The organism is Xanthomonas hydrangeae (assembly GCF_032697525.1).
In the GTDB taxonomy this organism is placed as follows: Bacteria; Pseudomonadota; Gammaproteobacteria; order Xanthomonadales; family Xanthomonadaceae; genus Xanthomonas; species Xanthomonas hydrangeae.
Genome location: NZ_CP103836.1, coordinates 3,261,447 through 3,285,744, shown reverse-complemented (window position 1 = coordinate 3,285,744; position 24,298 = coordinate 3,261,447). Strand labels below are relative to the sequence as shown.

The window sequence follows — 24,298 nt, the reverse complement described above, 5'->3', positions numbered from 1 at the left end:
CATCAAACCTGTCTCGCGTCCAGTGCGTCGAGCAGTGGCGAGTGCGCTGCACCTTCCACGACCCACGCCCTCAGGTTGTCCGGCAACTGCGCCAAGGCCTGCTCTGCAGCAGCGCGCGTGGCGAATTCGACGAAACAACCGCTCCCTGACCCGGTCAAACGCGGCGTCCCGATCCTGGAAAGCGCCTGGAACACTGCCTCGATGGCGGGTTCACGGCGCCGGAGGACCGGCTCGAACGCATTGTCGAGCAGAGAACCCGAAGCGAAGTCCGCTATTTTCACGGGCGCAGCATCCCGCGTCAATTCCTGTGATTGAAATAAAACGGGTGTGGGCACGTGAATGCCTGGATCGACCAGCACATAGGATGCTTTCGAGAGGCTGATCGGGGTCAGTTGTTCGCCGATGCCTTCGGCCCAGGCGTTGTGTCCGCGCACGAACACCGGCACGTCGGCGCCAAGCCGCAAGCCCAGTTCGGCCAGGGCTTCGACCGGCAAACCCAGTCCCCACAAGGCATTGAGCGCGACCAGCACGGTGGCCGCATCCGACGACCCGCCGCCGAAACCGCCGCCGGCAGGGATGCGTTTGTCGACCCGGATGTCGGCGCCGGCCTGCGCGCCAGCGCTGGATTGCAGTAGGCGCGCGGCGCGGATCACCAGATCATCGTCCTCGGCCACGCCCGGCAGACTGTCGCCGATGCGCCCGATCAGGCCGTCGCTGCGCAGACGAAGATGAATGGTGTCCCCCCAGTCCAGCAGCCGGAACACGGTTTGCAGCAGGTGATAGCCATCGGCGCGACGGCCGACGATCTGCAAAAACAGATTGAGCTTGGCCGGCGCAGGCCACGCCGACCACCCCGCTTCCAACGCTGACATCAGGGCGAGACCGTCCATTGGTCGATGAGCAGGCGCACCTTGGCCTCGCCGTTGCGGGCTTCGATGCGCTGCGGCAGCTCGGGCTGGCCGGCGCTGGCCGGGGCCCAGGCGAGAAAGTCGATAATCCAGCCGTCCTGCTGCACGGTGCGCGGCCGGCCGGCGGCATCCAGATCCACGCGCTCGGCGCCCGCACCGGCGATCCGCAGTGCGCGCACCCAATCGGGCATCTGGTTGACCGGGATGGTCCATCCGGTTGCTTCCAGCAGTACCTGCTCGGCGTCGGCGCCGCTGCGAGGGCCGCCTTCCAGGCCTTCCAGACGCCCGGCGCCGGTGGTGGTGTCGCCGGTGAGCACCCAGCTCTGCCGGGTCACCGGCGCGCTGAGCTGCACGCGATAGCGCGGGCCGTCCTGCTGCCAGTCGATGCGGCCGCTGCCGCCATTGCTGCCCTTGCTGATCGCCACCCGGCCCTGGAACGACCAGTTCGGGTGCGCCTGCAGCCAAGCCTGACGTGCGGCTTCGGCCTGACGCGCGCCATCGGAGACCTGCTCGACCACGGCCGCACCACTGCCCTGCCCGCGCGGCACGCTCACGCAGCCGGACAAGCCTGCGAGCACCAGCCCGCTCAGGGCCAGTGTGCGGACTCCCCCCCCCCTCATAGCCCGAACTTCTCCACGGCGCGCTGCAGCGCGCGGTTGTCGGGATCGAGACGGCGCGCTTCATCGAAATAGCGCCGTGCCTCGTCCTGCTTGCCGCTGACCCACAGCACTTCGCCGACATGCGCGGCGATTTCCGGGTCCTTGACCAGCGCCCAGGCGCGGCGCAGCTGCACCAGGGCTTCCTTCAGGCGACCCATGCGGTACAGCACCCAGCCGTAGCTGTCGACGATGGCCGGGTTGTCCGGATCGGCAGTGCGGGCGCGGTCGATCAGCGCCAGCGCTTCCTTGTAGCGCGTGGTGCGGTCGGCCAGGGTGTAGCCCAGCGCGTTGAGCGCCCCGACATTTTCCGGCTCGGCGACCAGGATCTTGCGTAGATCGGCCTCGGCACGGGGGACGTCGTCGCGGCGTTCCCAGGCCAGGCCGCGGGCGTACAGCAGCGCGCCATCGTCCGGATATGCAGCCAGGCCACGCTCGAAAGCATCCAGTTCCCCCGATGCATCGCCGGCACGCTGGTGCAGCTCGGCTTCGAGCACATAGGCGTCGCGACGCGCATCGTCGTCGGCGCTGGCATCGCCCTGCAGCGCGCGGGCTTCGGCAAGCGCCTCGGGCTTGCGGCCCAGTTCGTACAGTGCGCTGGCCGCGCGCAGACGCGCTTCGCTCAGCTGCGGGCCGCCGGGCACGCCGCGATACCACTCCACTGCTTCGTCGTAACGCTTGAGGAACTCGGCGATCTTGCCGAGCAGCAGGCGGCGGTCCGGATCGGGCTTGGTGGCGTTGCGCTTGAGTTCGCCGTACAGCGCCTCCAGCGAGGTGCGGTCCTTTTCCTTGGCGAGCATGGAGGCACGCAGCCCGTAGGTCTGGGTGTCCTGCGGCCCGGTAGACAGCACCCGCGCAGCCGCCTCGGTCTGGCCCATGGCGTCGTAGGCGAATGCCAGCGCACCACGCAGTTCGGAGTCATTCACCGCTTGCGGCTCGATGTTCTTCAGCAGCGCCAGCGCTTCGTCGTTCTTGCCTTCCTGCTGCAGCTGGGTGGCGTGCAACAAGGCCACGCGCGGCTCTTCGGGGAAGCGGCGCACCACTTCGTCGACGATGCGCTTGGCCAGCGCCGGGCGCTCCATGCGCAGGGCGAGCCGGCCGAATTCCTGCCAGGCTTCGATCTGATTGGGGATAGCGCCGGCCTTGACCAGGTCTTCGAGCGCGTCGGCCGAAGCTTCCGGCTCGCGCCCGCCATTGGCCAGGGCAATCAGCGCGAAGCGCCAGCCGCGCGGGTCGGGCTCCTTGAGCAGGCCGAGCAGGTCGCGGCGTGCGGTGCGCAGGTCGTTACGACGCAGGGCCAGCGAGGCTTCGGTGCTGCGCATGGCCATCGACGAGGGCGCGCGCGCGCGCCACAGCGCCAGGGCTTCGACCGCGCGGGCATCGTCGTTGGCCAGCATGGCGATGCGGGCGGCGCGTTCGGCCAGCCCGGCGTCGCCGGCTTCGGCCTTGGCCGCGTCCAGATAGGCGCGGGCGGCATCGTCCAACTGCCCGGCCTGCAATGCGAATTCACCGGCGAGCACCGGTTCCAGCGAGGTGGTGCCGGCGCTGCTGGTCGGCGGCGTGGGCGGGGCTTTTTTGGGTGCTGCAATGGCGTTGGCGGAGACTGCTACCAGCAAAAGAACACTCAGGATGCGAATCGGTACAGGCATCGGGGGCAACCGGGCCGTAAAATGGGGCCCTGAATGGCCGCCAGCTTATCGCAAGCAACTGAACAATGACGTTGTGGGTGCTCGGACTGAATCACCAGACCGCACCTGTGGACCTGCGCGAACGCGCGGCGTTTGCAGGTGAGGCGCTGCCGCGCGCGCTCGAATCCTTGCGCGCGTTGCCGCAGGTGCGCGAGGCCGCGTTGCTGTCCACCTGCAATCGCACCGAGCTGTACGCGATGGCCGACGACCCGCACAGCCTGGTGACCTGGCTGGAGACGCATGCGCCGGGCTTGAGCGGTTATCTGTATCAGCATCAGGAAGAGGAGGCGGTGCGGCATCTGTTTCGCGTCGCCACCGGGCTGGATTCGATGGTGCTGGGCGAGCCGCAGATTCTGGGTCAGGTGAAGGACGCCTGGACGGTGGCGCGTGCGCACGGCGCGCTGGGCAGCGGGCTGGACCGCCTGTTCCAGCAGACCTTCTCGGTGGCCAAGCGTGCGCGCACCGACACCCGTGTCGGCGCCAATCCGATCTCGGTGGCCTCCACTGCGGTACGGCTGGCGCAGGAATCCTTCGCGCGGCTCAACGAATCCACGGTGCTGCTGATCGGCGCTGGCGAAACCATCGAGCTGGCCGCCAAGCACCTGAGCGAGGGCCGCGTGCGCCGCTTGCTGATCGCCAACCGCACCCTTGCACATGCGCAGACGCTGGCCAGCCAGCACGGTGGCTATGCATTGCCGCTGACCGATCTGGACCGCCATCTGGCCGAGGCCGACGTGGTGTTTTCGGCCACCGCCGCACGCGAGCCGATCGTGACCCGGCTGCAGGTGGAACAGGCATTGCGCGCGCGCAAACGCAAGCCGATGCTGTTGTTCGACCTGGCAGTGCCGCGCGATATCGAGGCCTCGGTGGCCGAGCTCGGCGATGCCTACCTGTACACGGTGGACGATCTGGAACGCGCGGTGGAAGACAACCGCCGCGGCCGCCGCGAAGCCGCCAACCAGGCCGAAGCGATCATCGATCTGCAGGTCGCGCGCTATGTCGAAACGGTGCAGGCTAACGCGCGCCAGGCGCCGCTCAAACGGCTGCGCGCGTTCGGCGACAGCACCCGCGACGAATTGCTGGCCAAGGCGCGCCAGCAATTGCACAACGGCAAGCCAGCTGATGAAGTCCTAGAACAACTGGCGCATGCGCTGACCAACCGTTTGCTGCATCCGCCAACTGCCGCATTACGCGATGCGGCGCTCAACAACGACCTAGAACTGACCAGCGCGGCCGACCGGCTGTTTCCGGAAAAACCCGGTTACCAACATCCCCCTGTAGCTACCCCGATCGTGAGGACTGATGACGCCGACCCTGCGCCGTAAGCTCGAAGCGCTGGCCGAGCGCCGCGAAGAACTGCAGCACCTGCTCTCCGACCCCGAGGTGGTGAGCAACAACGACAAGTTCCGCACGCTGTCGCGCGAGCTGTCGCAGCTGGAGCCGTTGGCCGTCGCCCTGGAAGACGAAGCGCGCGCCAAGGCCGATCTGGGCGCAGCCGAAGCCATGCGCAACGATCCGGAAATGCGCGAGCTGGCCGAAGAGGAAATCGCTGCCGCACAGGCACGCCTGGAGGAGCTGGACGCGCAGCTAGCCCTGCTGCTGGTGCCGCGCGACCCGCGCGACGAAGGCAATCTGTTCCTGGAAGTGCGCGCCGGCACCGGCGGCGACGAGGCGGCACTCTTTGCCGGCGATCTGTTCCGCATGTATGCCCGCTATGCCGAGCGTCAGGGCTGGAAAGTGGAGATCGAATCCGACAGTCCCGGCGAACACGGCGGCTACAAGGAGGTGGTGGCGCGGGTGGTCGGGCGCGGTGCGTATTCGCGGTTGAAGTTCGAATCCGGCACGCACCGCGTACAGCGCGTGCCGGCCACCGAATCGCAGGGCCGCATCCACACCTCGGCGGCCACGGTGGCGATCATCCCCGAAGCCGACGATGTGGAAGAGATCGTGATTAATCCGGCGGATTTGAAGGTCGATACCTTTCGCTCGTCCGGCGCAGGCGGCCAGCACGTCAACAAGACCGAATCGGCGATCCGCATCACCCATGTGCCCAGCGGCGTGGTGGTGGAATGCCAGACCGAGCGCAGCCAGCACGCCAATCGCGACAAGGCGATGAAGCGACTGAAGGCGCAGCTGGTGGAAGCCGAACGCAGCAAGGCCGCGGCGGCCGAAGCGCAGACGCGCAAATTGCAGGTAGGTAGCGGCGACCGTAGCCAACGCATCCGCACCTATAGCTTCCCGCAGGGCCGCATCACCGACCACCGCGTGGAAGGCCTCACGTTGTACGACCTGCCCAACATCATCGAAGGCGATCTGGATGCCTTGATCGCACGCTTACTGCACGAACATCAGGCCGACGAACTGGCGCGGTTGAGCGACAGCCCGTGAGTGCGCAGGTCCCGCGCGAGCTGTTGCAGCTGCGCGAGGCGGTGCGACACCAGCCGGGCGATTTCATCGCCTGGCTGATGCTGGCCGACGCCGAACTCGGCATGGGCGCGATCGCTGCCGGCGAAGCCGCGGTGCAACGTGCAATTACACTGCATCCGGGCCATCCGGAAGCAGTGGCGCGGCTTGGACGGGTGCGCTGGGCGCAGCAACGGCATGCCGAGGCGGCGGCGTTGTTGCAGCAGGCATCGGACCTGGTGCCGCAGCATCCGGGCATTGCGTTGTGGCTTGGGCATGCATTGGAAGACGCCGGCCAGGCCGAAGCTGCGGCGGCCGCGTATACGCGTGCACATCACTTGCTGCCCGACGAGCCATATATCACTGCGCAATTGCTCAACTGGCGCCGCCGCCTGTGCGATTGGCGCGAGCTGGATGCACTGGCTGCGCAGGTGCGTGCCGCGGTGGCGCAGGGCGTTGCGGCGGTGGAACCGTTCGCCTTCCTGAGCGAGGACGCCAGCGCTGCCGAACAGCTCGCGTGTGCACGAACGCGCGCGCAGACGATTGCTTCCGTCCTGCGCCCGCTACCACCGACTGCCGTGCGCCGCCGGGGCGCGTTGCGGGTCGGCTTCGTCTCCAATGGGTTTGGTGCACATCCCACCGGCTTGCTGACAGTGGTGTTATTCGAAGCGCTGCAGCGGCGTCAGCCGACCTTGCAAGTGCATCTGTTTGCGACCAGCCATGACGACCGCAGCGAGATTCGCGCGCGCCTGGCGCAAGCCACGGCCTTGCACGATGTCACCGCGCTCGGGCATCTGGCCACTGCGCAACACATCCGCGACCAGGGCATCGATCTGTTGTTCGATCTACGCGGCTGGGGCGGCGGCGGGCGACCGGAAGTGTTCGCGCTGCGGCCAGCGCCGGTGCAACTCAATTGGCTGGCGTATCCGGGCACCTCGGGCGCGCCGTGGATGGACTACGTGCTGGGCGATGCATTCGCGCTGCCGCCGTCGCTGGAGCCGTTCTACAGCGAGCACGTGTTGCGCTTGCAAGGTGCATTTCAGCCGTCGGACACCTCGCGCGTAGTTGCCGAACCGCCGTCGCGTACGCAGTGCGGCCTACCCGAGCAGGGCGTGGTGCTGTGCTGCTTCAACAATAGCTACAAGCTCAATCCGCGCAGCATGACGCGCATGCTGGCGGTGCTGCGCGCGGTGCCGGGCAGCGTGCTGTGGCTGTTGTCCGGACCAGGCGAAGCGGACGCGCGCTTGCATGCGGTGGCGCAGTTGCAGGGCGTGGATGCGCAGCGGTTGGTGTTCATGCCGAAGTTGCCGCATGCGCAGTATCTGGCGCGCTATCGGCATGCGGACCTGTTCCTGGATACGCATCCTTACAACGCGCATACCACCGCGTCCGATGCATTGTGGGCGGGCTGCCCGGTGTTGACGACGCCTGGAGAGACGTTTGCGACGCGCGTAGCCGGCAGCTTGAATCATCATCTTGGGTTGGATGAGATGAATGTGGCGGACGATGCGGCGTTTGTTGCCAAGGCGGTGGCGTTGGCGAGTGATCCGGCGGCGCTGCATGCGTTGCGTGAGCGGGTGGATGTGCTTCGGCGGGAGTCTGGGGTGTTTGAGATGGATGGGTTTGCGGATGATTTTGCTGAGTTGTCGCAGGCACTCGCGCGGCGTCATGGTTGGCTGGGGATTTAGCGCGGGCTTTTTGCTGTCAAAATAGATGGTTGTCTTCCGCCGTACCCTCACCCCCAACCCCCGCTCCACGCCCCGGCCCGCGCTTGCGGCGCGGGCGCTCCAAGGCCCGCGCGCCGTGGCGCGCAAGCTGTGCCTCCTCGCCCCAACGGGAGAGGGGCTCCAGCCAACTTCCTCAATATCGCGTTCAAATCCTCGAAGTCACAGTAATGAAGTGCCGAGGCGGCAGCGTGGCTGGGGATTGGCGGAGAGCGGCACAGGGATGTGCCGCGGCGGCGAGTCAGACAGGATGTCTGACCGAGCCGAGGAGCCGATCCCCGGCCACGCTGGCGCCCCTTGCCGAAGCTAGTACCGTCCGAAGCCAGTACCGACAGGCATCGTGCTTCGCCGTACCCTCACCCCAACCCCTCTCACGGAGGGAGAGGGGCGTCTAACCTTGCGGCGTGGGCGCTCGGCGGCACGCACACCAGTGGCGCGCAAGCTGTGCCTTCTCGCCCCCAGGGAGAGCGGCTTATCGATTTGCCACGAACTGTCATTTGCTAATTGCCAGTATCGGCGGATCCTCGACTGCGACTGACTTTGTGCAGCTTCACGCCGTACTGCTGTACCCGGCCGTCCAGGCTCGCTAGGCTGGCGGCATGCCTTCCAATCTCGACTTCATTCCCTTGCACCTGTGCGTGCTGACGGTGTCCGACAGCCGCAGCCTGGCCGATGACCGCTCCGGCGATTATCTGGTCGAAGCCCTCACTCACGACGGTCACGTGCTGCACGAACGCGCGTTATGCCCGGACGACCGTTACCGCATGCGCGCGATCGTCTCGAACTGGATTGCCGATGCGCAGGTCGACGGCATCCTGATCACCGGCGGCACCGGCTTTACCGGCCGTGACAGCACGCCGGAGGCGATCACGCCCTTGCTGGACAAGACCATGCCCGGGTTTGGCGAATTGTTTCGCGCCATCAGCGTGGAAGAAATCGGCACCTCGTCGCTGCAGTCGCGCGCATTCGCAGGCCTGGCCAATCACAGCTTCGTGTTCTGCCTGCCCGGCTCCACCTCGGCCTGCCGCACGGCCTGGGAAAAGATCGTGCGTGCACAACTGGATGCGCGCACCAAGCCCTGCAATCTGGCGACACTGCGTCCACGTCTGGGCGAATAGCCTGCGCGCTCTCCACCGTTGTTGGAACGCGCATGTCGCACCTGAAACGCAAGGCCTACAAAAAACTGCTGGCACCGCTGCAGCTTGAACTGGTCAACATGGCGCGCTGGCTGCGGCATACCAACCAGCGCGCACTGGTGCTGGTGGAAGGCCGCGATACCGCCGGCAAGGGCGGTGTGATCCAGACCATCGCCAGCCACCTCAATCCGCGCCAATGCCGGGTGGTGGCGCTGCCGACACCCAACGATCGCGAAAGCACGCAATGGTATTTCCAGCGCTATGTGGCGCATCTGCCGGCGGCCGGCGAGTTGGTGCTGATGGATCGCAGCTGGTACAACCGCGCCGGTGTGGAACGGGTGATGGGTTACTGCACCGACGCCCAATACGAGGCGTTTCTTGAACAGGCGCCGCGCTTCGAACAACTGCTGGTCGACGACGGCATGTTGCTGTTCAAGTATTGGCTGTGCGTGGATCAGGCCGAGCAGGAACAGCGCTTCGCCGAACGCCACGAAGATCCGCTCAAGGGCTGGAAACTGTCGCCGGTGGATCTGCAGTCACGCAGCAAGTACGACGACTACACCGCTGCACGCGAGCGCATGCTCGAAGTGACGCATACGCCGGAGGCACCGTGGACGCTGGTGGAGTTCAACGACCAGAAGCTGGGCCGATTGAGCCTGATCCGCGACCTGCTGGATCGGCTCCCGGACACCGCGGTGCCCGAAGAAAAAGTGCAGCTGCCGCCGTTGGACGGCAAACCGCACAAGGAACGTTATGGCGTGCTGGAACCGATCGACGATTACGCCGGCCAGTCCTGAGAGAGTTCGTCGCTGGCAGCGGTGGTCCGCGGCAACGGATACAGGCCGGCCTGACGCTCGGCCTGCTCGGCCTGCAGCACCAACTGGCTCAGGCGCTGACTGAACAGCTGCATGAAACCGCGGTGCAGCGGACGCATCGCTTCGATGTAATCCACATCATCGGCCTGTGTCCCGAGCGGGCTGCATGAGGACAGCAAGACTTCGTCCAGGCGTAGCGCGCTGTCCGGCAGACGCACCAGTGCGGCGCGACGCAACCAGTCGCGCATGCCCTGGCGGTATTCGGCAGCCAGGATGTAGGCCACTTCGACCTGATCCAGGTCCACGTCCGGATTCCACGCCAGCACCTGGATGACCTGCGAACGCTCGTCCAGCATGCGGCTTTCAGCGACCAGACCATGCAATTGCTGTAGCAAACGCCACTGCACGCCAGCGGTCTCGCGCTGCGGCGTCGGCATGGTCTCGATGGCCAGCGCCAATCGGCGTGCGAACAACGCCGGCACATCGGCCAGCACGATCGGGCCGGCGTCGGCGCCTAGCAGGAAGCGCTCGGTACGCAGCGTGGCGGTATCGGGCAGATAGCCGTCCTGCAGCGGGCGGGTGACACCGTGATCGAGCAGGGACAGCACCACATCCAGCCAGTAGCGACGCTCCTGCTGCAGCGCGCGGTTGGCGCTGGCGTTCTGCCAGGCCGGGCGTACATCGTCCAGACGGGCGATGCAGGTCTGCGCGTCCAGGTTGTCCCAGGGCGCGCGGGTGGCGTCGTTGGGATCGAAGTTTTCCACGCTGAGCATGCCGCCGCCGAACCGGTGCCAAGCCGCGCCGCGCTGGGTATCGGCCGGGTCGGGCTTGGGCGCGGAGAGCGGCGCAGCGTTGGCCGGGCGCAGCAAGGCGGCGTAGGCGTCCGTCCACGAATCGGGCAGGCGTGCAGACATGGGATAGGTCGCCGAAGACGCCTGACCCAGGCCGTCGCGCGCCAGCCGCAGGCTCCACAGCACCGCACCAATCACGATGCCGCCGAAGATCCAGGCCAGCAGCCAGCTCGTAGCCGCTTGCTCGGGTTGCAGCACGCGGGTCTGCGGTTGCAGGAACAACAACCAGCCGCTGCCCAGCAGCACGCCGAGATACAACCACGGCGCGAGCTGCGTCAGCTGACGATTGCTGCGGTGTGCAGGCAACACGTGCCTGTCATTGCGGTCTTGAGATGGAGCGGCCATACATTCCCCCTGCACGCTGTGATCGCGTTGAGAGGGTTATCGGCGAGGCCATGCAAGTCTGTTGCCCTGCTCCAACGGCGAATGCTCAGCCAGTTACAAAGTCTTCAGTCGGCGGCATCGCGCAAGGCGTGCGCGTCACGGTCGCGACCTGGGCCGCTGGCGGACCCTGCCAGAGCCAGGTTTCCAGCGCGCTCAACGCAGCATCGGTACCGGCGGCGATCACTTCCACGCTGCCGTCCGCCTGATTGCGCGCATGTCCGTGCACGCCCAGTGCAACGGCACGCTCGCGGGTGGAGGCGCGGAACCACACGCCCTGCACCACGCCGGTGACGACGAAGCGCGCCGCCTGCATCAGCCGGCCTTGCCGGTGATGCCCACGGCGGTTTCGATATCGCGCGCGGTGACCGGGCCGAGGAACTGCTTGGCGACCTTGCCATCCGGGCCGATCAGATAGGTCATCGGCAAGCCGCGCGGCGTGGCGAAGTCCTGTGGCGGCTGGTAGGGGTCGAGTATGGCCACCGGATACGACACCGGGTGATCTTTCAGAAACGCCTGCATGTCGGCGCTGGTGATGTCTTCGTAGGCCAGGCCCACCACTTCGATGCTGTCGCGCATGGTGTGCAGCGCCGACAGCTCCGGCATCTCCTTCAGGCAGGGTGCGCACCAGGTGGCCCAGAAATTGACCACTACCCACTTGCCGCGATGCGCGGCCAGGTCGTAGGCCTCGCCAGTGACGGTGGGTAGCGACAACTTCGGCATCTCGGCGGTCTGCTGCACCACCGAGGTATCCGGCGCAGTTGCCGGGTCGGCGGCTGCGGCAGGTTTGTCCAGCGTCTGGGGGGCCGCTGCAGGCGCGGTGCTGGTGTCGGCAGCGGGGGCGCCCTCGCCGGTGGGCTTGCAGGCGGTCATCAACAACAGCGGCAACAGCAGCGCACAGGCGCCGCGCACAAGGCGCAGGGTCATGGAAGATCTCCGGGAAGATGGGTATAGAGGTCGCCGACCGGTTGCGCCAGCACGCTACGCAGCGGTTGACGCAATTGTTCCAGCGCAGCGGCGGCGGCCTGGCCGTAGGCATCGTCGCGACAGGGCAACGGGCGGTCTTCGATCGGCACGCGCAGTTGGCAGCTTTCGTAGAGTTCGGCCAGCGGCACCACATCCAGATCGCGCGCCAGCAACCAATGCCCGCGCTCGTCGCGGCGCAGCAGGCGGATGCGTTTGAGCTCGCACAGCAGTTCCTGCATCAGCGTGTCGGTGAGCATGGGCTCCAGCGCCAGGATGCGGTCTTCGTCGAGCCCGTTGCCGTGGATGCGCGCCTGCCGAAAACGGCCGAGCAAACGCAACAGACCATAGATCTCGAAGCCCGGTGGCAGGCGCATGGCTTCGGGCTGATAACGGAACGCGGCCATCGACGAGGCCAACGACGCGCCCAGCAACACCGACACCCAGCTCAGATAGATCCACAACAGCAGGATCGGCAGCGCCGACAGCGCGCCGTAGATGCGCTGATAGGTCTGGAAATTGCCCAGATAGAAACCGAAGCCCCACTTGACGATCTCCATCAGGATCACCGCCAGCAGCGCGCCCGGCAGCGCATGCCGCAGCCGCACCGCATGCTGCGGCACCACACGGTAGATCAGCACGATGCAGACGAATTCCACCGCCATCGGCGCCAGCCGCCAGGCGAACTCGGCCAGCCACTGGCCTTCGGTGGTGCGGAACAGCGGCAGCGCGAACACGTAGGCGGCCATCGCCATCGAGGCGGCCGCCAGCATCGTGCCCAGGGTCAGCACGGTCCAATAAATCAAAAAACGCGTCACCTTGGGCCGCGCGGCGGCCACGCGCCAGATGCTGTTGAAGGTCTGCTCGATGCTGTGCAGGGTGATCAGCAACGAGGCCACCAGCGCGACCATACCGGCCACGGTGAACTTGCCCAGATCTTCCAGCGACCGATTGAGGTAGTTCTGTACCGAGCGCGCCGCACCGGGCACGAAGTTGTTGAAGATGAAATCGGTCAGCGCGTCCTTCCATTCGTTGAAGGCCGGAAACGCCGACAGCACCCCGAACACCACGATCGCCAGCGGCACCAGCGCAAACACCGTGGTGTAGGCGAGCGAGGCGGCGGCCTGGAACAGGCGGTCATCGAGAAAACGGCGCCACAGGAAGCGGCCGAAACTGACCGTCCGCGCGCGGTCGCGCAGACGTTCTTTCCATTGGTGGAGTTTGTTCACACGCGACATCGCGCAAGGGTACCCGATGCGCCGTCATCGCGGCCTTGTCGCACCTGCGGCGTGCAGCCCGACCACGCCATCGCCGATACTGCGGCAACTCACACAAGCGGTAGATGCGCGATGGCGGAGATTCTGGTGCTGTATTACAGCCGTGGCGGTTCGGTGGCGCGGCTGGCGCGGCAGATCGCGCGCGGCATCGGCGAAGTGCCCGGCATGAGCGTGCGGCTGCGCACAGTGCCGCCGGTGGCAGCGGTGACCCAGACCAGCGCCCCGCCGGTGCCGGACGATGGCGCGCCCTATGTGGACAAGGCCGATCTGGCCGATTGCACCGGCTTGTTGCTGGGCAGCCCGACCCGCTTCGGCAACATGGCCGCGCCGATGAAGCACTTTCTCGACAGCCTGGGCGCCGAATGGGCCAGCGGCACCCTGGCCGGCAAACCGGCAGGCGTGTTCACCTCCACCGCCTCGATGCACGGTGGCCAGGAGTCCACGCTGTTGTCGATGCAGTTGCCGCTGTTGCATCACGGCTGCCTGATCGTCGGCATTCCGTTTACCGAAGCTGCGCTGAGCCATACCACCAGCGGCGGCACGCCTTATGGCGCCAGCCATGTCTCCGGCGCCGGCGGCGACCCGCAACCCAGCGACGACGAAGCCCTGCTGGCGCGTGCGCTCGGCCGCCGGGTGGCCGATATCGCGCGGCGGCTGGCCAGCTCGTGAGCCTGCGCACCCTGCATTGGTTGCTGACCACCGCACTGCTGGCGCTGGTGGTGGTGTTCGTGGTCTGGTTTCACGACGACCGCCATCGCACCGCGGCGCTGCTGGTGTTCGCGTTGCCGCCAGCATTGATGGCCGCGCTGGCGCTGCGCAGTGCGCGCGCGCGATTCTGGGCCGGGGTGTTCGCGCTGGGCTGGTTCAGCCATGGCGTGATGGCGGCCTGGAGCCAGCCGCAAGCGCGTGGGCTGGCGTGGCTGGAATTGCTGCTGGCCCTGCTGGTGGTGGCGCTGGTCAGCGGCCCCGGCGTGGCGGCACGGTTCGGCAAGCGGCGCGCGGCGCGCTAGCCCGGCGCCCTGCAGCGCGCGCGCCGGGGTCGTATCATGGCGACCCTCGCGCGGCCTGCACTGCGCACGTTTGTAAGGACTCGCAGCAATGGAAGACCTCCTGATCGTCACCACCGGTGGCACGATCGACAAGATCTACTTCGACGACAAATCGGACTACCAGATCGGCGACCCGCAGATCGGCCAGATCCTCAAGGAACTGGGCGTGACCTTCCGCTTCTCGGTGATCCCGATCATCCGCAAGGATTCGCTGCACATCAACGCTGCCGACCGCGAGCTGGTGCGCGCCACCATCGCCGCCCAGCCGACGCGCCATGTGCTGATTACCCACGGCACCGATTCGATGGTGGAAACCGGCAAGGTGCTGCAATCGATCGCCGACAAGACCATCGTGATGACCGGCGCGCTCAACCCGGCGCGCTTTCGCGGCTCGGATGCCGAATTCAATATCGGCTGCGCAGTCGGCGCGGTGCAGTCGCTGCCGGCCGGCGTGTATATCGCCATGAACGGGCAGATCTGGAACCCGGAAAAGGTGCGCAAGAACGTCGCCGCCAACCGCTTCGAGCCGGTCTGAAGCAGTGAGCAAGGCCACTCGTGCAACCGGCGTGTTGGACGCAGCCGGTGTGGCCTATGTGCTGCATCCCTACGCGTACCAGGCCGATGCCGACGCGAAGGGATTGCAAGCGGCCAACGCGCTGGGGCTGGCGCCGCATACGGTGCTGAAAACGCTGATGGCCTGGGTCGACGACCAGGCCGTGTGCGTGGTGATCCCATGCGATCGCCGGGTGTCGTTGAAGAAATTGGCCCGCGCATATGGCGGCAAGTCGGCGCGCATGATGGAGGTGGCCGATGCGCAACGTCGCACCGGTTACAAGGTCGGCGGCATCAGTCCGCTCGGGCAACAACGCCCGGCGCCTGTGCTGATCGAAGCCACCGCACTGGATGCACCGTCGCTGTGGATCAACGCCGGGCAACGCGGTTTGCTGTTGGAATTGCCGGGCGACCAGCTGTTGCACGCACTGGCTGGGCGCGCCTGCCTGCTGTGCGAGTGAGCGCATACACCACGATGCCGCACGCACCGGTCGGTGCGCGCGTCCGACACTGAGAACCCGGGGCCTACCGTGTGCATCGCAGTCGACCACTGCTACCACTGACCGACGTCGCAACGCACTTCCGCGGGCGCTGACCAGTGCTCGCGATCCAGAGGTTTCAGCATCTGCCCGGCGCGGCAACACCACCGCGCCGGATCGCTCAATACGCCGCAGTGACGCTGACCGCAGAAAAGCCCAGCGTCGCCTTCAAGCGCACGTAATAGATGCCCGCCGCGGGCGCGACCAGCGTGCAGCTGTCGCCATTGCCCGGCAGCATGCTGCGACAGCTGTAGGCTGCATCGGTGGGCAGCGCACCCGCACGCACGGAGAGGTCGGCATTGCCGCTGCCACCGGCAAGCGTCACTTTGAGCGAGCGCGTGCCGGCCGGCACGTTGACCTTGTAATACAACGAATCGGAGAGCGCCGCGCTCAGCCCGGTGCGTGCCACATTCCTGGTCAAGGTGGTCGAATCGATCACCGCCGTCACCGCGCCATCGGCATTCACCAGCCCTGCCCCGCAGCCCTGGGTGCAGGCGACCGGCAGGGGCCGTGCGCTGCTCTTGAGCAGGGCCTTCACCGTTGCAGGGGTAAGCGGATTCAGTGCCACCGACTGCATCAACGCCACCACGCCTGCCACATGCGGCGCCGCCATCGAGGTGCCGCTGTATACCGCGTACGCCGCGTTGCCCGGTACCGTGGTGCCGGTATTGAGCGTGGACACGATCGATTGCCCGGGCGCGGCGATATCCACGCCCTTACCGAAGTTGGAGAAGCTGGCCTTGGCGCCGGACGAGGTGGTGGCCGCCACCGCGATCACGTTCGGGCAATTGGCCGGTACGCTGGTGGAGACATCCATATTGCTGTTGCCGGCGGCCACCACCACCGCGCTGCCGCGCGTCACCGCAGCGGTGATGGCATTGCTCAACGTCGTCGAGCACGTGCCGGAGCCGCCCAGCGACAGATTGATCACCGTGGCCGGATTCGGATTGTTCTGCACACCGTTCACCTTGCCGCCCGACGCCCACACGATCGCATCGGCGATATCGGACATGTAGCCGCCGCATCGCCCCAGCACACGCAGCGGCAGGATCTTGGCATTGAAGGCAGTGCCGACAACGCCCACCGCGTTGTTGCCCACCGCCGCCACGATGCCCGCCACATGCGTGCCATGCCAGCTGGAATTGGAGGGCGATGCGCCGGGCCCGCATTCGTTGGCCGCCGCCCAGTCGCCCTGGTCGGCGGCAGTCGCATCGCGCGCATTGCCGTCGCGCGCGATTGCAGGGTCGATAATGAAGTCGTAACCGGGCAACACGTTGGCCGCGAGGTCCGGATGGTTGGTGATGCCGGTGTCGATCACCGCCACCACGATGCCCTTGCCGGTGGAACGGTCCCAGGCCGGGCGCACGTTGAGGCTGGCGGCGGTCGCGCCCATCGCCCACTGCTGCGGTACGCCCGGGTCGTTGGGCACCAGCAACGGCCGCATCAGGATGTCTACTTCCACGCGTTTAACGGCCGGGTCGGCGGCAAGGCGCCGCATCAGGCTTTCCGAATCCACGCGGTCCAGCTTGCGGTCGGCCACCAGCAGCATCGGGCCGGTACTGAGCCGGCGCGTGGCCGACAGACCTAGCGCACGTCCGCGCGCTTCCGGTACGGCGCGCGCGATGTCGCGCCAGGGCGCAGACAGGCCGGTCGCCCGGCTGCTGCCGACGCGGTCCTTGTAGCTGACGATGAAGCGCTGATGGGTGCTGCTGGAGCTCAACCCTTGCAGATTGACCTCGCCAGCGGCGGCATGAAACGTGCATGACAATGCGCAGACGAACGCCGCGCGGCGCAGTGCGCCAACTGAGTGATACGACATGAATCCATCCCTCCCCAAAGATCTGGCAACCCGGATGGCAACGCGCTAACGCCACTGCAATGCGCCCTGCCCCATGCGTGGGCATGCATACCGCCGTGCCTCACGTGGGGTGGCTATCGGCGTGCCGCACGCGGCACTGAAGCGGCCAACCTGCACTGGCGAACGCTTCGTTCAGCCATTGCCGTCGGCGCTTCCTCGCAGCCGGGCAATCGCCGATGCCCGAACGCACACTGCCCCGCCGAAGCGGGGCAGTGCAGGTTTCAAAACACCGACAGTGCAGTCGGGGCAGACCCGACGCGATGCCGGCAACAGCACCGGCATCGGCGTCGTCAGCGCAGCGTTACGGGGTCTGGCTGACCGCGCCAGCCGCGTTGACGATGCCCGCACCGCAGCCGCCCGAGCAGGCGCCAGGCAGCGGACGCGCGGTGTTCTTCAGCAAGGTCTCCACCGCCGCCGGGGTCAACGGACGGGTCGCTGCCGACTGCACCAGCGCCACCACGCCGGCCACATGCGGGGCCGCCATCGAGGTGCCGTTGTAGGAGGCGTAGCTGGCGCTGCCCGGCGTGGTGGTGCCGGTGTTGAGCGTGGACAGGATCGCCGAGCCCGGGCCGGAGATGTCGATGGTGGTGCCGAAATTGGAGAAGCTGGAACGTGCGCCAGCCGAGGTGATGGACGCCACCGAGATCACGTTGGCGCAGCTGGCCGGGGTGAAGTTGGCCACGTTGGCGTTGCTGTTGCCGGCCGCCACCACCACGGTGGTGCCGCGCGAGACCGCACCGTTGATGGCGTTCTGGTAGGTGCTGGAACACGTGCCGTTGCCGCCCAGCGACATGTTGATCACTTCAGCCGGATTGGCATTGGCCGGAACGCCCGAGACCGTGCCGCCGGAAGCCCAGACGATCGCATCGGCGATATCGGAGGTGGTGCCGCCACACAGGCCCAGCGCACGGATCGGCACGATGCGCGCATTGAACGCGGTGCCGGCCACGCCGGTGCTGTTGTTGGTCACCGCAGCGATGGTGCCGGCCACGTGGGTGCCGTGCCAGCTGGAATTGGCGGCCGCCACGCCGGTCCCGCACTGGTTGGCAGCGCGCCAGTCGCCCTGGTCGGCGGCATTGTTGTCACGGCCGTTGTTGTCGCGCGCACGCGCCGCGTCGCTGATGAAGTCGTAACCCGGCAGCACGTTCGCGTTGAGGTCCGGATGGCTGGTGATGCCGGTGTCGATCACTGCGACCACCACGCCGGTACCGGTGGCGGTGTCCCAGGCCGGACGTACGTTGATGCTGGATGCGGTGGTGCCGAAGCCCCATTGCTCGGATAAACGCGTGTCGTTCGGGGTCAGCGTCGGATACATGATCTGGTCGACTTCCACGTACTCCACGCCCGGGTCGGCAGCGATCCGGCGCATCAGCGTCTCGGCTTCGGCGCGGTCCAGGCCACGGGTGGTCTTGAGCACTTCCGACCCCAGCGCGGTACGACGCACATGGTTAAGGCCCAGCGTACGGCCGGCGCGTGCCGGCACCGCACTGGCAACGGAATTGAGCGATGCGCGCATCGAGGTCGGGCTCACCGACGCACTGCTGCCATCCCGGTATTTGACGATGAAACGGTCCAGCGTGGGCTGCGAATCCAGCCCGGACAGATTCACCTGACCGGCGAACGCCGGCACGGCCAGCAGCGAGGTCAGCGCGGAAACACCCAGAACCACCAGCGCGCGCGTAGGCGCACGACGTTGCGACACATTGGACATCGATCGTTCCTTAATTATGAGAGGTGCCGCAGCTGCGGCGAGATGGCCAGACCCTCACCGCGCACTGCGGATCGGGTCGGGAACTGCACGGGCGCGTACACCCGCTGAGACGATTGGCCGATGTCCATTCCGGCCGAGCGGCAACACATCCCCTGCGCCTGCCGATATGGCAGACGTGGGCGATACATCGCTGATGGGGTAACGCGGCTACGGGGCGGCGGGCCGGCACTGCCTGAAACGGCCAGGCAGTGCCGACGCGGACCTCAGTAACTGGCGCTCAGAGTCAAACCGGAGAACGTGCTGTAAGCCTTGACGCGCACGTAGTAGGTGCCCGAGGGCGCGCTGATGGTGCAGGTCTCGGCATTGCCGCTGCGGTACGGGCGGCAGGTGTAGGTGCTGTCGGTCGGCGCACTGCCGGCACGCACGTACAGGTCCGCATCGCCGCTGCCGCCGCTGATCGCCACGGTCAGCGTGCCGCTGCCGGCCGGAACCGCGATGGTGTAGTTGAGCTCCGCGCCGGTGGAAGCGCCCAGGCCGGTGACCGGGGTGCCGTTGGTCAGCGTGTTGCCGGTTCCGCCACCGCCACCACCGTTGCTGCCACTGATGGCTGCCGTCACTGCGGCATCGGCATTGACGATGCCGGCACCGCAACCGCCCGAACAGGCACCAGGCAGCGCACGTGCGGTGTTCTTCAGCAAGGTCTCCACCGCTGCCGGCGTCAACGCGGTCGGCGCAACAGACTGCACCAGCGCGACCACGCCGGCCACATGCGGCGCCGCCATCGAGGTGCCGTTATAAGAGGCGTAGCTGGCACTGCCCGGAGTGGTGGTACCGCTATTGAGCGTGGACAGGATCGCCTGACCCGGCCCCGACACATCGATGCCGGCACCGAAATTGGAGAAGCTGGCCTTGGCACCGGCCGAGGTCGTGGCGGCCACCGCGATCACATTGGCGCAGTTGGCCGGCAACGAGCCGGAGACGTTGGCCGAATCGTTGCCGGCCGCCACGACCACGGTGGTGCCGCGCGAGACCGCACCGTTGATCGCGTTCTGCAGGGTGGACGAACAGGCGCCGCCGCCGCCCAGCGACATGTTGATGACTTCGGCCGGATTGGCGTTGGCGGGTACGCCGCTGACCGTGCCGCCCGAGGCCCAGACGATGCCGTCGGAGATGTCCGACAACGAGCCGCCGCACTTGGCCAGTACGCGTACCGGTACCACCTTGGCGTTGAAGGCCGTGCCGGCCACGCCGGTGCTGTTGTTGGTCACCGCTGCGACCGTGCCGGCCACATGGGTCCCGTGCCAGCTGGAATTGGAGGCCGGAATGCCGGTGCCGCATTCGTTGGCGGCATACCAGTCGCCTTCGTCGGCCGGGTTGCTGTCGCGGCCATTGCCGTCACGCGCAGCGGTCGCGTCGCTGACGAAGTCGTAGCCAGGCAGAATGTTGGCGTTGAGGTCGGCATGGGTGGTGATGCCGGTGTCGATCACTGCCACCACCACGCCGGTGCCAGTGGCCTTGTCCCAGGCCGGGCGGATGTTGAGGCCGGCGTTGGTGGTGCCAAAGCCCCACTGCTCGGACAGGCGGGCATCGTTCGGGGTCAGCGTGGCATGCAGGATCTGATCGACTTCCACGCTCTGCACGTTGGGGTCGGCGGCCAGCTGGCGCATCAGGGTTTCTGCTTCCTGACGATCCAGCGCGCGGGTGGATTGGACCAGCTCCGGCCCCAGCGCCAGGCGGCGCACCGAGTTCAAGCCCAGTGCCTTGCCGGCCTTGGCCGGAACCGCGCGTGCAGCGTCTCGCAGCGAATTGCTCAAGGCGGTGGGGCTGGCCAGCGCGGTGCTGCCGTCCTTGTAGGTCACGATGAATTTCTGATGCGTCTGTGCGGTGGCCAGGCCGTCTAAGTAGACCTCGCCTGCGAAGGCCGGCGTTGCCAGCAGCAGCGAGGTGAGTGCCGACACACCCAGGATGCGGAGCGCATGGTGACGCAGACGAAACGTCTCGTTGAGCATTGAATTCCCTTCCAGTCAAGAGAACCGCCGAAGCGGTGTTTCCGGAAACGCCGCCTTGAGCGAAGATCCGGAGTCCCGGATCGCCCCTGTTATCGATCCGTTCAGCGAACCTATACCAACTAAACCGGACTGGACAATACGCAGTTGGTAATTTTAGAAATAAAATTACGTTTCTGTGACATTAATCACAGGTAATTCATACTGAATTCGACCCGATTCCTGTCGAAATCCTCCTTTTTGTTGTCTCGCAAACAAAAAAGCCCCCGCACTGACATGCGGGGGCCCTTTTTGACGAAATGTGTCGACTTACGACAAACGCACCAACCACCCATGGCGGTCAGGGACACGCCCGTACTGGATATCGGTGAGTTCCTGGCGCAGCGACATGGTCACCTCGCCGGCCGGCGCGGACAGATCGCCGACCGCAAAGCCATCGCCCTTCAGCTCGCCGATCGGGGTGACCACCGCCGCAGTGCCGCAGGCGAACACCTCGGTGATCTCGCCCGACGCCACGCCCTGCTTCCACTCCTCGACGGCTACCTTGCGCTCGATCACCTGCATGCCGCGGTCGCGGGCCAGCTGCAGGATGCTGTCCCGGGTAATGCCTTCCAGGATGCTGCCGGACAATTCCGGCGTCACCAACGTGCCGTCCTTGTAGACCAGGAACACGTTCATGCCACCCAGTTCTTCGATGTATTTGCCTTCCACCGGGTCCAGGAACAGCACCTGCGAGCAGCCCTGCGCATAGGCCTTCTGCTGCGGCAGCAGCGAGGCGGCGTAGTTGCCGCCGCACTTGGCCGCACCGGTGCCGCCCTTGGCCGCACGCGCGTACTCGGTGGACAACCAGATCGACACCGGCGCCACGCCCTTGGCGAAATACGGACCGGCGGGACTTGCGATGACGTAGTACGAGGCCTTGTGCGCCGCACGCACGCCCAGAAACGCCTCGTCGGCGATCATGAACGGGCGGAAATACAGGCTGGTTTCCGCCGCCGAGGGGACCCAGCTTGCATCCACTGCCACCAGCTGGCGCAGCGATTCGACAAACAGGTCGACCGGCAGTTCCGGCAGCGCCAGTCGACGCGCCGAGCGCTGCAGACGTTCGCCATTGGACTGCGGACGGAAGGTCCAGATCGAGCCGTCGGCATGCCGGTAGGCCTTGATGCCTTCGAAGATCTCCTGGCCGTAATGCAGCACCGAGGCGGCCGGATCCAGCTGCAGCGGGCCATACGCGCGCACCTGCGCGTCGTGCCAGCCCAGCTCGTTGGTCCAGGAAATGGCGACCATGTGGTCGGTGAAGTGCAGCCCGAAGCCGGGCGCGGCCAGGATCACGGACAGCTCGTCGGCACTGCGCGGCGACGGGGAACGGGTGGAAGCGAAGGACACGGACACCGGAAGATTCCTGTATGGCGGGCGAAAGGACGCGGCGCCACCTCTTCGACATGGCGCCTGGCGATCAGAGCATGCCGGTCTCGAGACGGGCCGCTTCGGACATCATATGCCGGCCCCACGGCGGGTCGAAGACCAGCTCGACATCGGCCTCGGCAATGGTCGGAATCATTTCCACCTTGCTGCGCACGTCGTCGACCAGGATCTCGCCCATGCCGCAACCGGGCGCGGTGAGGGTCATCTTGACGTCGACCCGGCGCTGATCGTCTTGTTCGCGATGGCTGATCACCGCCTCGTAGACCAGGCCCAGATCGACGATATTGAACGGAATTTCCGGGTCGAAGCAGGTGCGCAGCTGCTGCCACACCAGCGCCTCCACCTCTTCATCGCTGGCATTGGCGGGCAATTCCAGCCCCGGCGGGGCCTCCTTGCCGATCGCATCGCCATCCTTGCCGGCAATGCGGAACAGATTGCCTTCGACAAAGACGGTATAGCTGCCGCCCAGCGCCTGGGTGATATAGCCGTAACTGCCTGCGGGCAGGGTCACCGAATCGCCCTGCGGCACCATGACGGCATCGCAATCGCGTTCGAACTGGACGGGTTCGCTGCTACGGGAATACATGGGCTGGATATGGGGCCGCGCCGGATGCGCGCAAGTCGGCCATTCTAGCCGACCACGGCGATGCCGCTGCCGGTCGTGCCGCCGACGCTGCATTCCATCTGACACACAGTCGTCTGCAGCCACCGTGGCTCACACCGGCAGTGCAGCGCAAAACGCGCCACGCGCTCTATCATGTGCGCACTGTCAGGAGCTCCAATGCCGCCCACCACCGCGTCCGCCAGAACCGCCCACTGGCTCTGGCCCCCGCTCCTGCTGCTGGGATGCGTCACCGCCCTCATCGCCTGGATGCTCATCGCCCTTTCGCTTGGTCATCAGGCCGGCTGGATGGCGCTGCTGGTCGCCCTGGAAGTAGCCTGGATGCTGCGCCTGGGCACGTTGCGCGCCGGCAGCGTGCGCATCGGCATTACCTTGGTGGCCACGGTCCTGGTGATCGTCGGTGCCAACTGGGGCATTGCGTCCGCACAGCTTGGCGGCTCGCTGGGACTGGACCCGTGGACCTCGGCGCAGAAGATGGGTGCCGGCCTGGCCTGGACCTTGTTGCAGCTGGCCAATAGCGGTTTCGACCTGGCCTGTTATCTCGCGGCGCTGGTGCTGGGCTGGTGGGCAGCGCGCTGAGCAGCTGAGATCAGCGGGTCTTGACCGCCGGATCGACGGCAGCGCTCGCCAGCGGCGACGCGGCCGCCGATCTCCGCCCGCGCCGTCACGGCCGGTGAAAGACAGCACACGGCTGATCGCCTCTTCGCATCGTCTGGCGCACGGCGCGCGCACGGCCGTCCATCCGCGCGGCGACAGCGCGCAGGCGTGTCAACCGAATTCACCCTCGCCCGTTGACGTTGTATCGTCTCCGCGGAAGCTACGCTGTGCTGGTGGGAACCCCTTTCGATCCGCAGCTCGCTCCACCGGCCGTCACTGCGCCCGTGTCGCTGGACGCTTTTCTGGCCGGCATCGGTCCGCGTGCGTTCCGTTTTGCCGAGGCCGGCCTGCGTCACCGCGAAGACGCGCTGGATGCGGTGCAGGACGCCATGGTGAAGCTGCTCGGTTACCGCGAGCGTCCGGCCGCCGAATGGACGCCGCTGTTCTGGAGAATCCTGCGCAGCCGCATCATCGACCTGCAGCGGCGGCGCACCTTCCGCCTGAAATTCTGGGCACCGGCCGAACGTTCCGACGACGAAGGCACCATCGACTGGGCCGACCCCGGCACCGGTCCGGTCGACGAACGGCAACACCAACAGGCCTACCAGCGCCTGGTCGAGGCCCTGCGCAGCCTGCCGGCGCGCCAGCGTGAAGCGTTCACGCTGCGCGTGCTGGAAGAGCTGGACGTGGCCACCACCGCCAAGGCGATGGGCTGCTCCGAAGGCTCGGTCAAAACCCACCTGTCGCGCGCACGCGACGCGTTGCAAAAACAGTTCGAGGATTTCCTGTGAACCGCTCCCACGATCCGGCCCGGTTCGACGCGCAGCTGCGTCAACTGCACACCGCCGCGCTCACCAGCCTGCCGCCGCAGACGCTGGCACGCCTGCGCCAGGCACGTCACGCAACTGCGCCCTCGCGCAACCGTCGCGGTTACTGGTTATTGGCGACCGCGTGTTCGGGGTTGCTGGCGATCGGCATCGGCCTGCAGTTGCGTCCGGGCGAATCGGCACCCTCAGGCACCGCCGGGACCCAGACGATCGCCAGCACCACCGATACCGACGACATGCTGACCCAGAACCCGGACCTGTACGTCTGGCTCGGATCCGACACCGCCTTGGCCATGGAATAAGCACG

General features: G+C 66.6%; 24 protein-coding genes. 12 read left to right on the top strand and 12 right to left on the bottom strand.

The features are described 5' to 3' along the window. Positions 1–2 precede the first annotated feature (2 nt). From ispE to NYR97_RS13920, 3 genes are read right to left on the bottom strand one after another with little or no spacing between them, the layout of a single operon-like run. Positions 3–890, bottom strand: coding sequence for a 4-(cytidine 5'-diphospho)-2-C-methyl-D-erythritol kinase (gene ispE, locus NYR97_RS13930; protein WP_205392294.1), 888 nt, complete (start codon positions 888–890; stop codon positions 3–5). After that, positions 872–1,528 (bottom strand): lipoprotein insertase outer membrane protein LolB, encoded by a 657-nt coding sequence (gene lolB / locus NYR97_RS13925; protein WP_316693961.1) that lies wholly within the window; start codon positions 1,526–1,528, stop codon positions 872–874. Before lolB ends, ispE begins: the two co-directional genes overlap by 19 nt. Further along, a complete protein-coding gene (locus NYR97_RS13920) occupies positions 1,525–3,213 on the bottom strand; it encodes a tetratricopeptide repeat protein (protein ID WP_316693960.1) in 1,689 nt (562 codons plus the stop codon). The genes lolB and NYR97_RS13920 overlap by 4 nt, the downstream gene beginning before the upstream one ends. 65 nt (positions 3,214–3,278) lie before the next feature. Between NYR97_RS13920 and hemA the strand changes: the two genes are divergently transcribed. The 5 genes from hemA (at position 3,279) to ppk2 (ending at position 9,312) form a co-directional block, all read left to right on the top strand. Continuing rightward, the gene (hemA, locus tag NYR97_RS13915; RefSeq protein WP_316693959.1) at positions 3,279–4,577 is read left to right on the top strand and encodes a glutamyl-tRNA reductase; all 1,299 of its coding nucleotides are present in this window, start codon (positions 3,279–3,281) and stop codon (positions 4,575–4,577) included. Then, positions 4,555–5,640, top strand: a complete 1,086-nt coding sequence (gene prfA, locus NYR97_RS13910) for a peptide chain release factor 1 (protein ID WP_316693957.1) — start codon at positions 4,555–4,557, stop codon at positions 5,638–5,640. The genes hemA and prfA overlap by 23 nt, the downstream gene beginning before the upstream one ends. After that, complete coding sequence (locus tag NYR97_RS13905; RefSeq protein ID WP_316693955.1) at positions 5,637–7,343, top strand: O-linked N-acetylglucosamine transferase, SPINDLY family protein; 1,707 nt, start codon at positions 5,637–5,639, stop codon at positions 7,341–7,343. Before prfA ends, NYR97_RS13905 begins: the two co-directional genes overlap by 4 nt. Before the next feature lie 635 nt (positions 7,344–7,978). Further along, positions 7,979–8,497 (top strand): molybdenum cofactor biosynthesis protein B, encoded by a 519-nt coding sequence (gene moaB / locus NYR97_RS13900; RefSeq protein WP_006451977.1) that lies wholly within the window; start codon positions 7,979–7,981, stop codon positions 8,495–8,497. A 32-nt stretch (positions 8,498–8,529) separates the two neighbouring features. Beyond that, positions 8,530–9,312, top strand: a complete 783-nt coding sequence (gene ppk2, locus NYR97_RS13895) for a polyphosphate kinase 2 (RefSeq protein WP_205392299.1) — start codon at positions 8,530–8,532, stop codon at positions 9,310–9,312. Here the strand turns inward: ppk2 and NYR97_RS13890 are convergent. From NYR97_RS13890 to NYR97_RS13875, 4 genes are all read right to left on the bottom strand, one after another. Continuing rightward, complete coding sequence (locus NYR97_RS13890; RefSeq protein WP_316693952.1) at positions 9,294–10,526, bottom strand: hypothetical protein; 1,233 nt, start codon at positions 10,524–10,526, stop codon at positions 9,294–9,296. The two genes, ppk2 and NYR97_RS13890, sit on opposite strands and share 19 nt — an antisense overlap. A gap of 85 nt (positions 10,527–10,611) precedes the next feature. Beyond that, entirely contained in the window at positions 10,612–10,878 is a 267-nt protein-coding gene (locus NYR97_RS13885; RefSeq protein WP_316693950.1) for an acylphosphatase, read from the bottom strand. Further along, positions 10,878–11,489, bottom strand: coding sequence for a TlpA family protein disulfide reductase (locus tag NYR97_RS13880; RefSeq protein WP_316693948.1), 612 nt, complete (start codon positions 11,487–11,489; stop codon positions 10,878–10,880). Before NYR97_RS13880 ends, NYR97_RS13885 begins: the two co-directional genes overlap by 1 nt. Further along, positions 11,486–12,763 (bottom strand): YihY family inner membrane protein, encoded by a 1,278-nt coding sequence (locus NYR97_RS13875; protein ID WP_115039888.1) that lies wholly within the window; start codon positions 12,761–12,763, stop codon positions 11,486–11,488. The genes NYR97_RS13880 and NYR97_RS13875 overlap by 4 nt, the downstream gene beginning before the upstream one ends. 111 nt (positions 12,764–12,874) lie before the next feature. On the opposite strand from NYR97_RS13875, the gene wrbA reads away from it, so the two are divergent. The 4 genes from wrbA (at position 12,875) to ybaK (ending at position 14,864) form a co-directional block, all read left to right on the top strand. Then, a complete protein-coding gene (gene wrbA / locus NYR97_RS13870) occupies positions 12,875–13,471 on the top strand; it encodes an NAD(P)H:quinone oxidoreductase (protein WP_316693943.1) in 597 nt (198 codons plus the stop codon). After that, complete coding sequence (locus NYR97_RS13865) at positions 13,468–13,812, top strand: DUF2069 domain-containing protein (protein ID WP_316693941.1); 345 nt, start codon at positions 13,468–13,470, stop codon at positions 13,810–13,812. The genes wrbA and NYR97_RS13865 overlap by 4 nt, the downstream gene beginning before the upstream one ends. 88 nt (positions 13,813–13,900) lie before the next feature. Then, the gene (locus NYR97_RS13860) at positions 13,901–14,386 is read left to right on the top strand and encodes an asparaginase domain-containing protein (RefSeq protein ID WP_316693940.1); all 486 of its coding nucleotides are present in this window, start codon (positions 13,901–13,903) and stop codon (positions 14,384–14,386) included. Between the two features lie 4 nt (positions 14,387–14,390). Next, on the top strand, positions 14,391–14,864 hold the full coding sequence (gene ybaK / locus NYR97_RS13855) for a Cys-tRNA(Pro) deacylase (RefSeq protein ID WP_316693938.1): 474 nt from the start codon (positions 14,391–14,393) through the stop codon (positions 14,862–14,864). A 199-nt stretch (positions 14,865–15,063) separates the two neighbouring features. Here ybaK and NYR97_RS13850 read toward each other — a convergent pair whose 3' ends face one another. From NYR97_RS13850 to sufT, 5 genes are all read right to left on the bottom strand, one after another. After that, positions 15,064–16,761 carry a S8 family peptidase gene (locus NYR97_RS13850; protein WP_316693936.1) on the bottom strand — a complete coding sequence of 566 codons (1,698 nt, stop codon included), beginning with the start codon at positions 16,759–16,761 and terminating at the stop codon, positions 15,064–15,066. A 340-nt stretch (positions 16,762–17,101) separates the two neighbouring features. Further along, positions 17,102–18,511, bottom strand: a complete 1,410-nt coding sequence (locus tag NYR97_RS13845) for a S8 family peptidase (protein WP_316693934.1) — start codon at positions 18,509–18,511, stop codon at positions 17,102–17,104. A gap of 263 nt (positions 18,512–18,774) precedes the next feature. Next, positions 18,775–20,520: a S8 family peptidase gene (locus NYR97_RS13840; RefSeq protein WP_316693932.1), complete on the bottom strand. Its 1,746-nt coding sequence runs from the start codon at positions 20,518–20,520 to the stop codon at positions 18,775–18,777. Positions 20,521–20,826: 306 nt separating this feature from the next. Continuing rightward, on the bottom strand, positions 20,827–21,912 hold the full coding sequence (locus tag NYR97_RS13835) for a branched-chain amino acid aminotransferase (protein ID WP_316693929.1): 1,086 nt from the start codon (positions 21,910–21,912) through the stop codon (positions 20,827–20,829). Positions 21,913–21,976: 64 nt separating this feature from the next. Continuing rightward, on the bottom strand, positions 21,977–22,531 hold the full coding sequence (gene sufT, locus NYR97_RS13830; RefSeq protein WP_316693927.1) for a putative Fe-S cluster assembly protein SufT: 555 nt from the start codon (positions 22,529–22,531) through the stop codon (positions 21,977–21,979). A gap of 195 nt (positions 22,532–22,726) precedes the next feature. Here sufT and NYR97_RS13825 point away from each other — a divergent pair, with 195 nt between their 5' ends. The 3 genes from NYR97_RS13825 to NYR97_RS13815 all read left to right on the top strand — a co-directional run bounded on the left by NYR97_RS13825 (position 22,727) and on the right by NYR97_RS13815 (position 24,293). Then, positions 22,727–23,146, top strand: a complete 420-nt coding sequence (locus NYR97_RS13825) for a hypothetical protein (RefSeq protein ID WP_316693925.1) — start codon at positions 22,727–22,729, stop codon at positions 23,144–23,146. A gap of 245 nt (positions 23,147–23,391) precedes the next feature. Continuing rightward, positions 23,392–23,955, top strand: a complete 564-nt coding sequence (locus tag NYR97_RS13820) for an RNA polymerase sigma factor (RefSeq protein WP_316693923.1) — start codon at positions 23,392–23,394, stop codon at positions 23,953–23,955. After that, entirely contained in the window at positions 23,952–24,293 is a 342-nt protein-coding gene (locus NYR97_RS13815) for a hypothetical protein (RefSeq protein ID WP_316693921.1), read from the top strand. Before NYR97_RS13820 ends, NYR97_RS13815 begins: the two co-directional genes overlap by 4 nt. Positions 24,294–24,298: the final 5 nt, after the last annotated feature.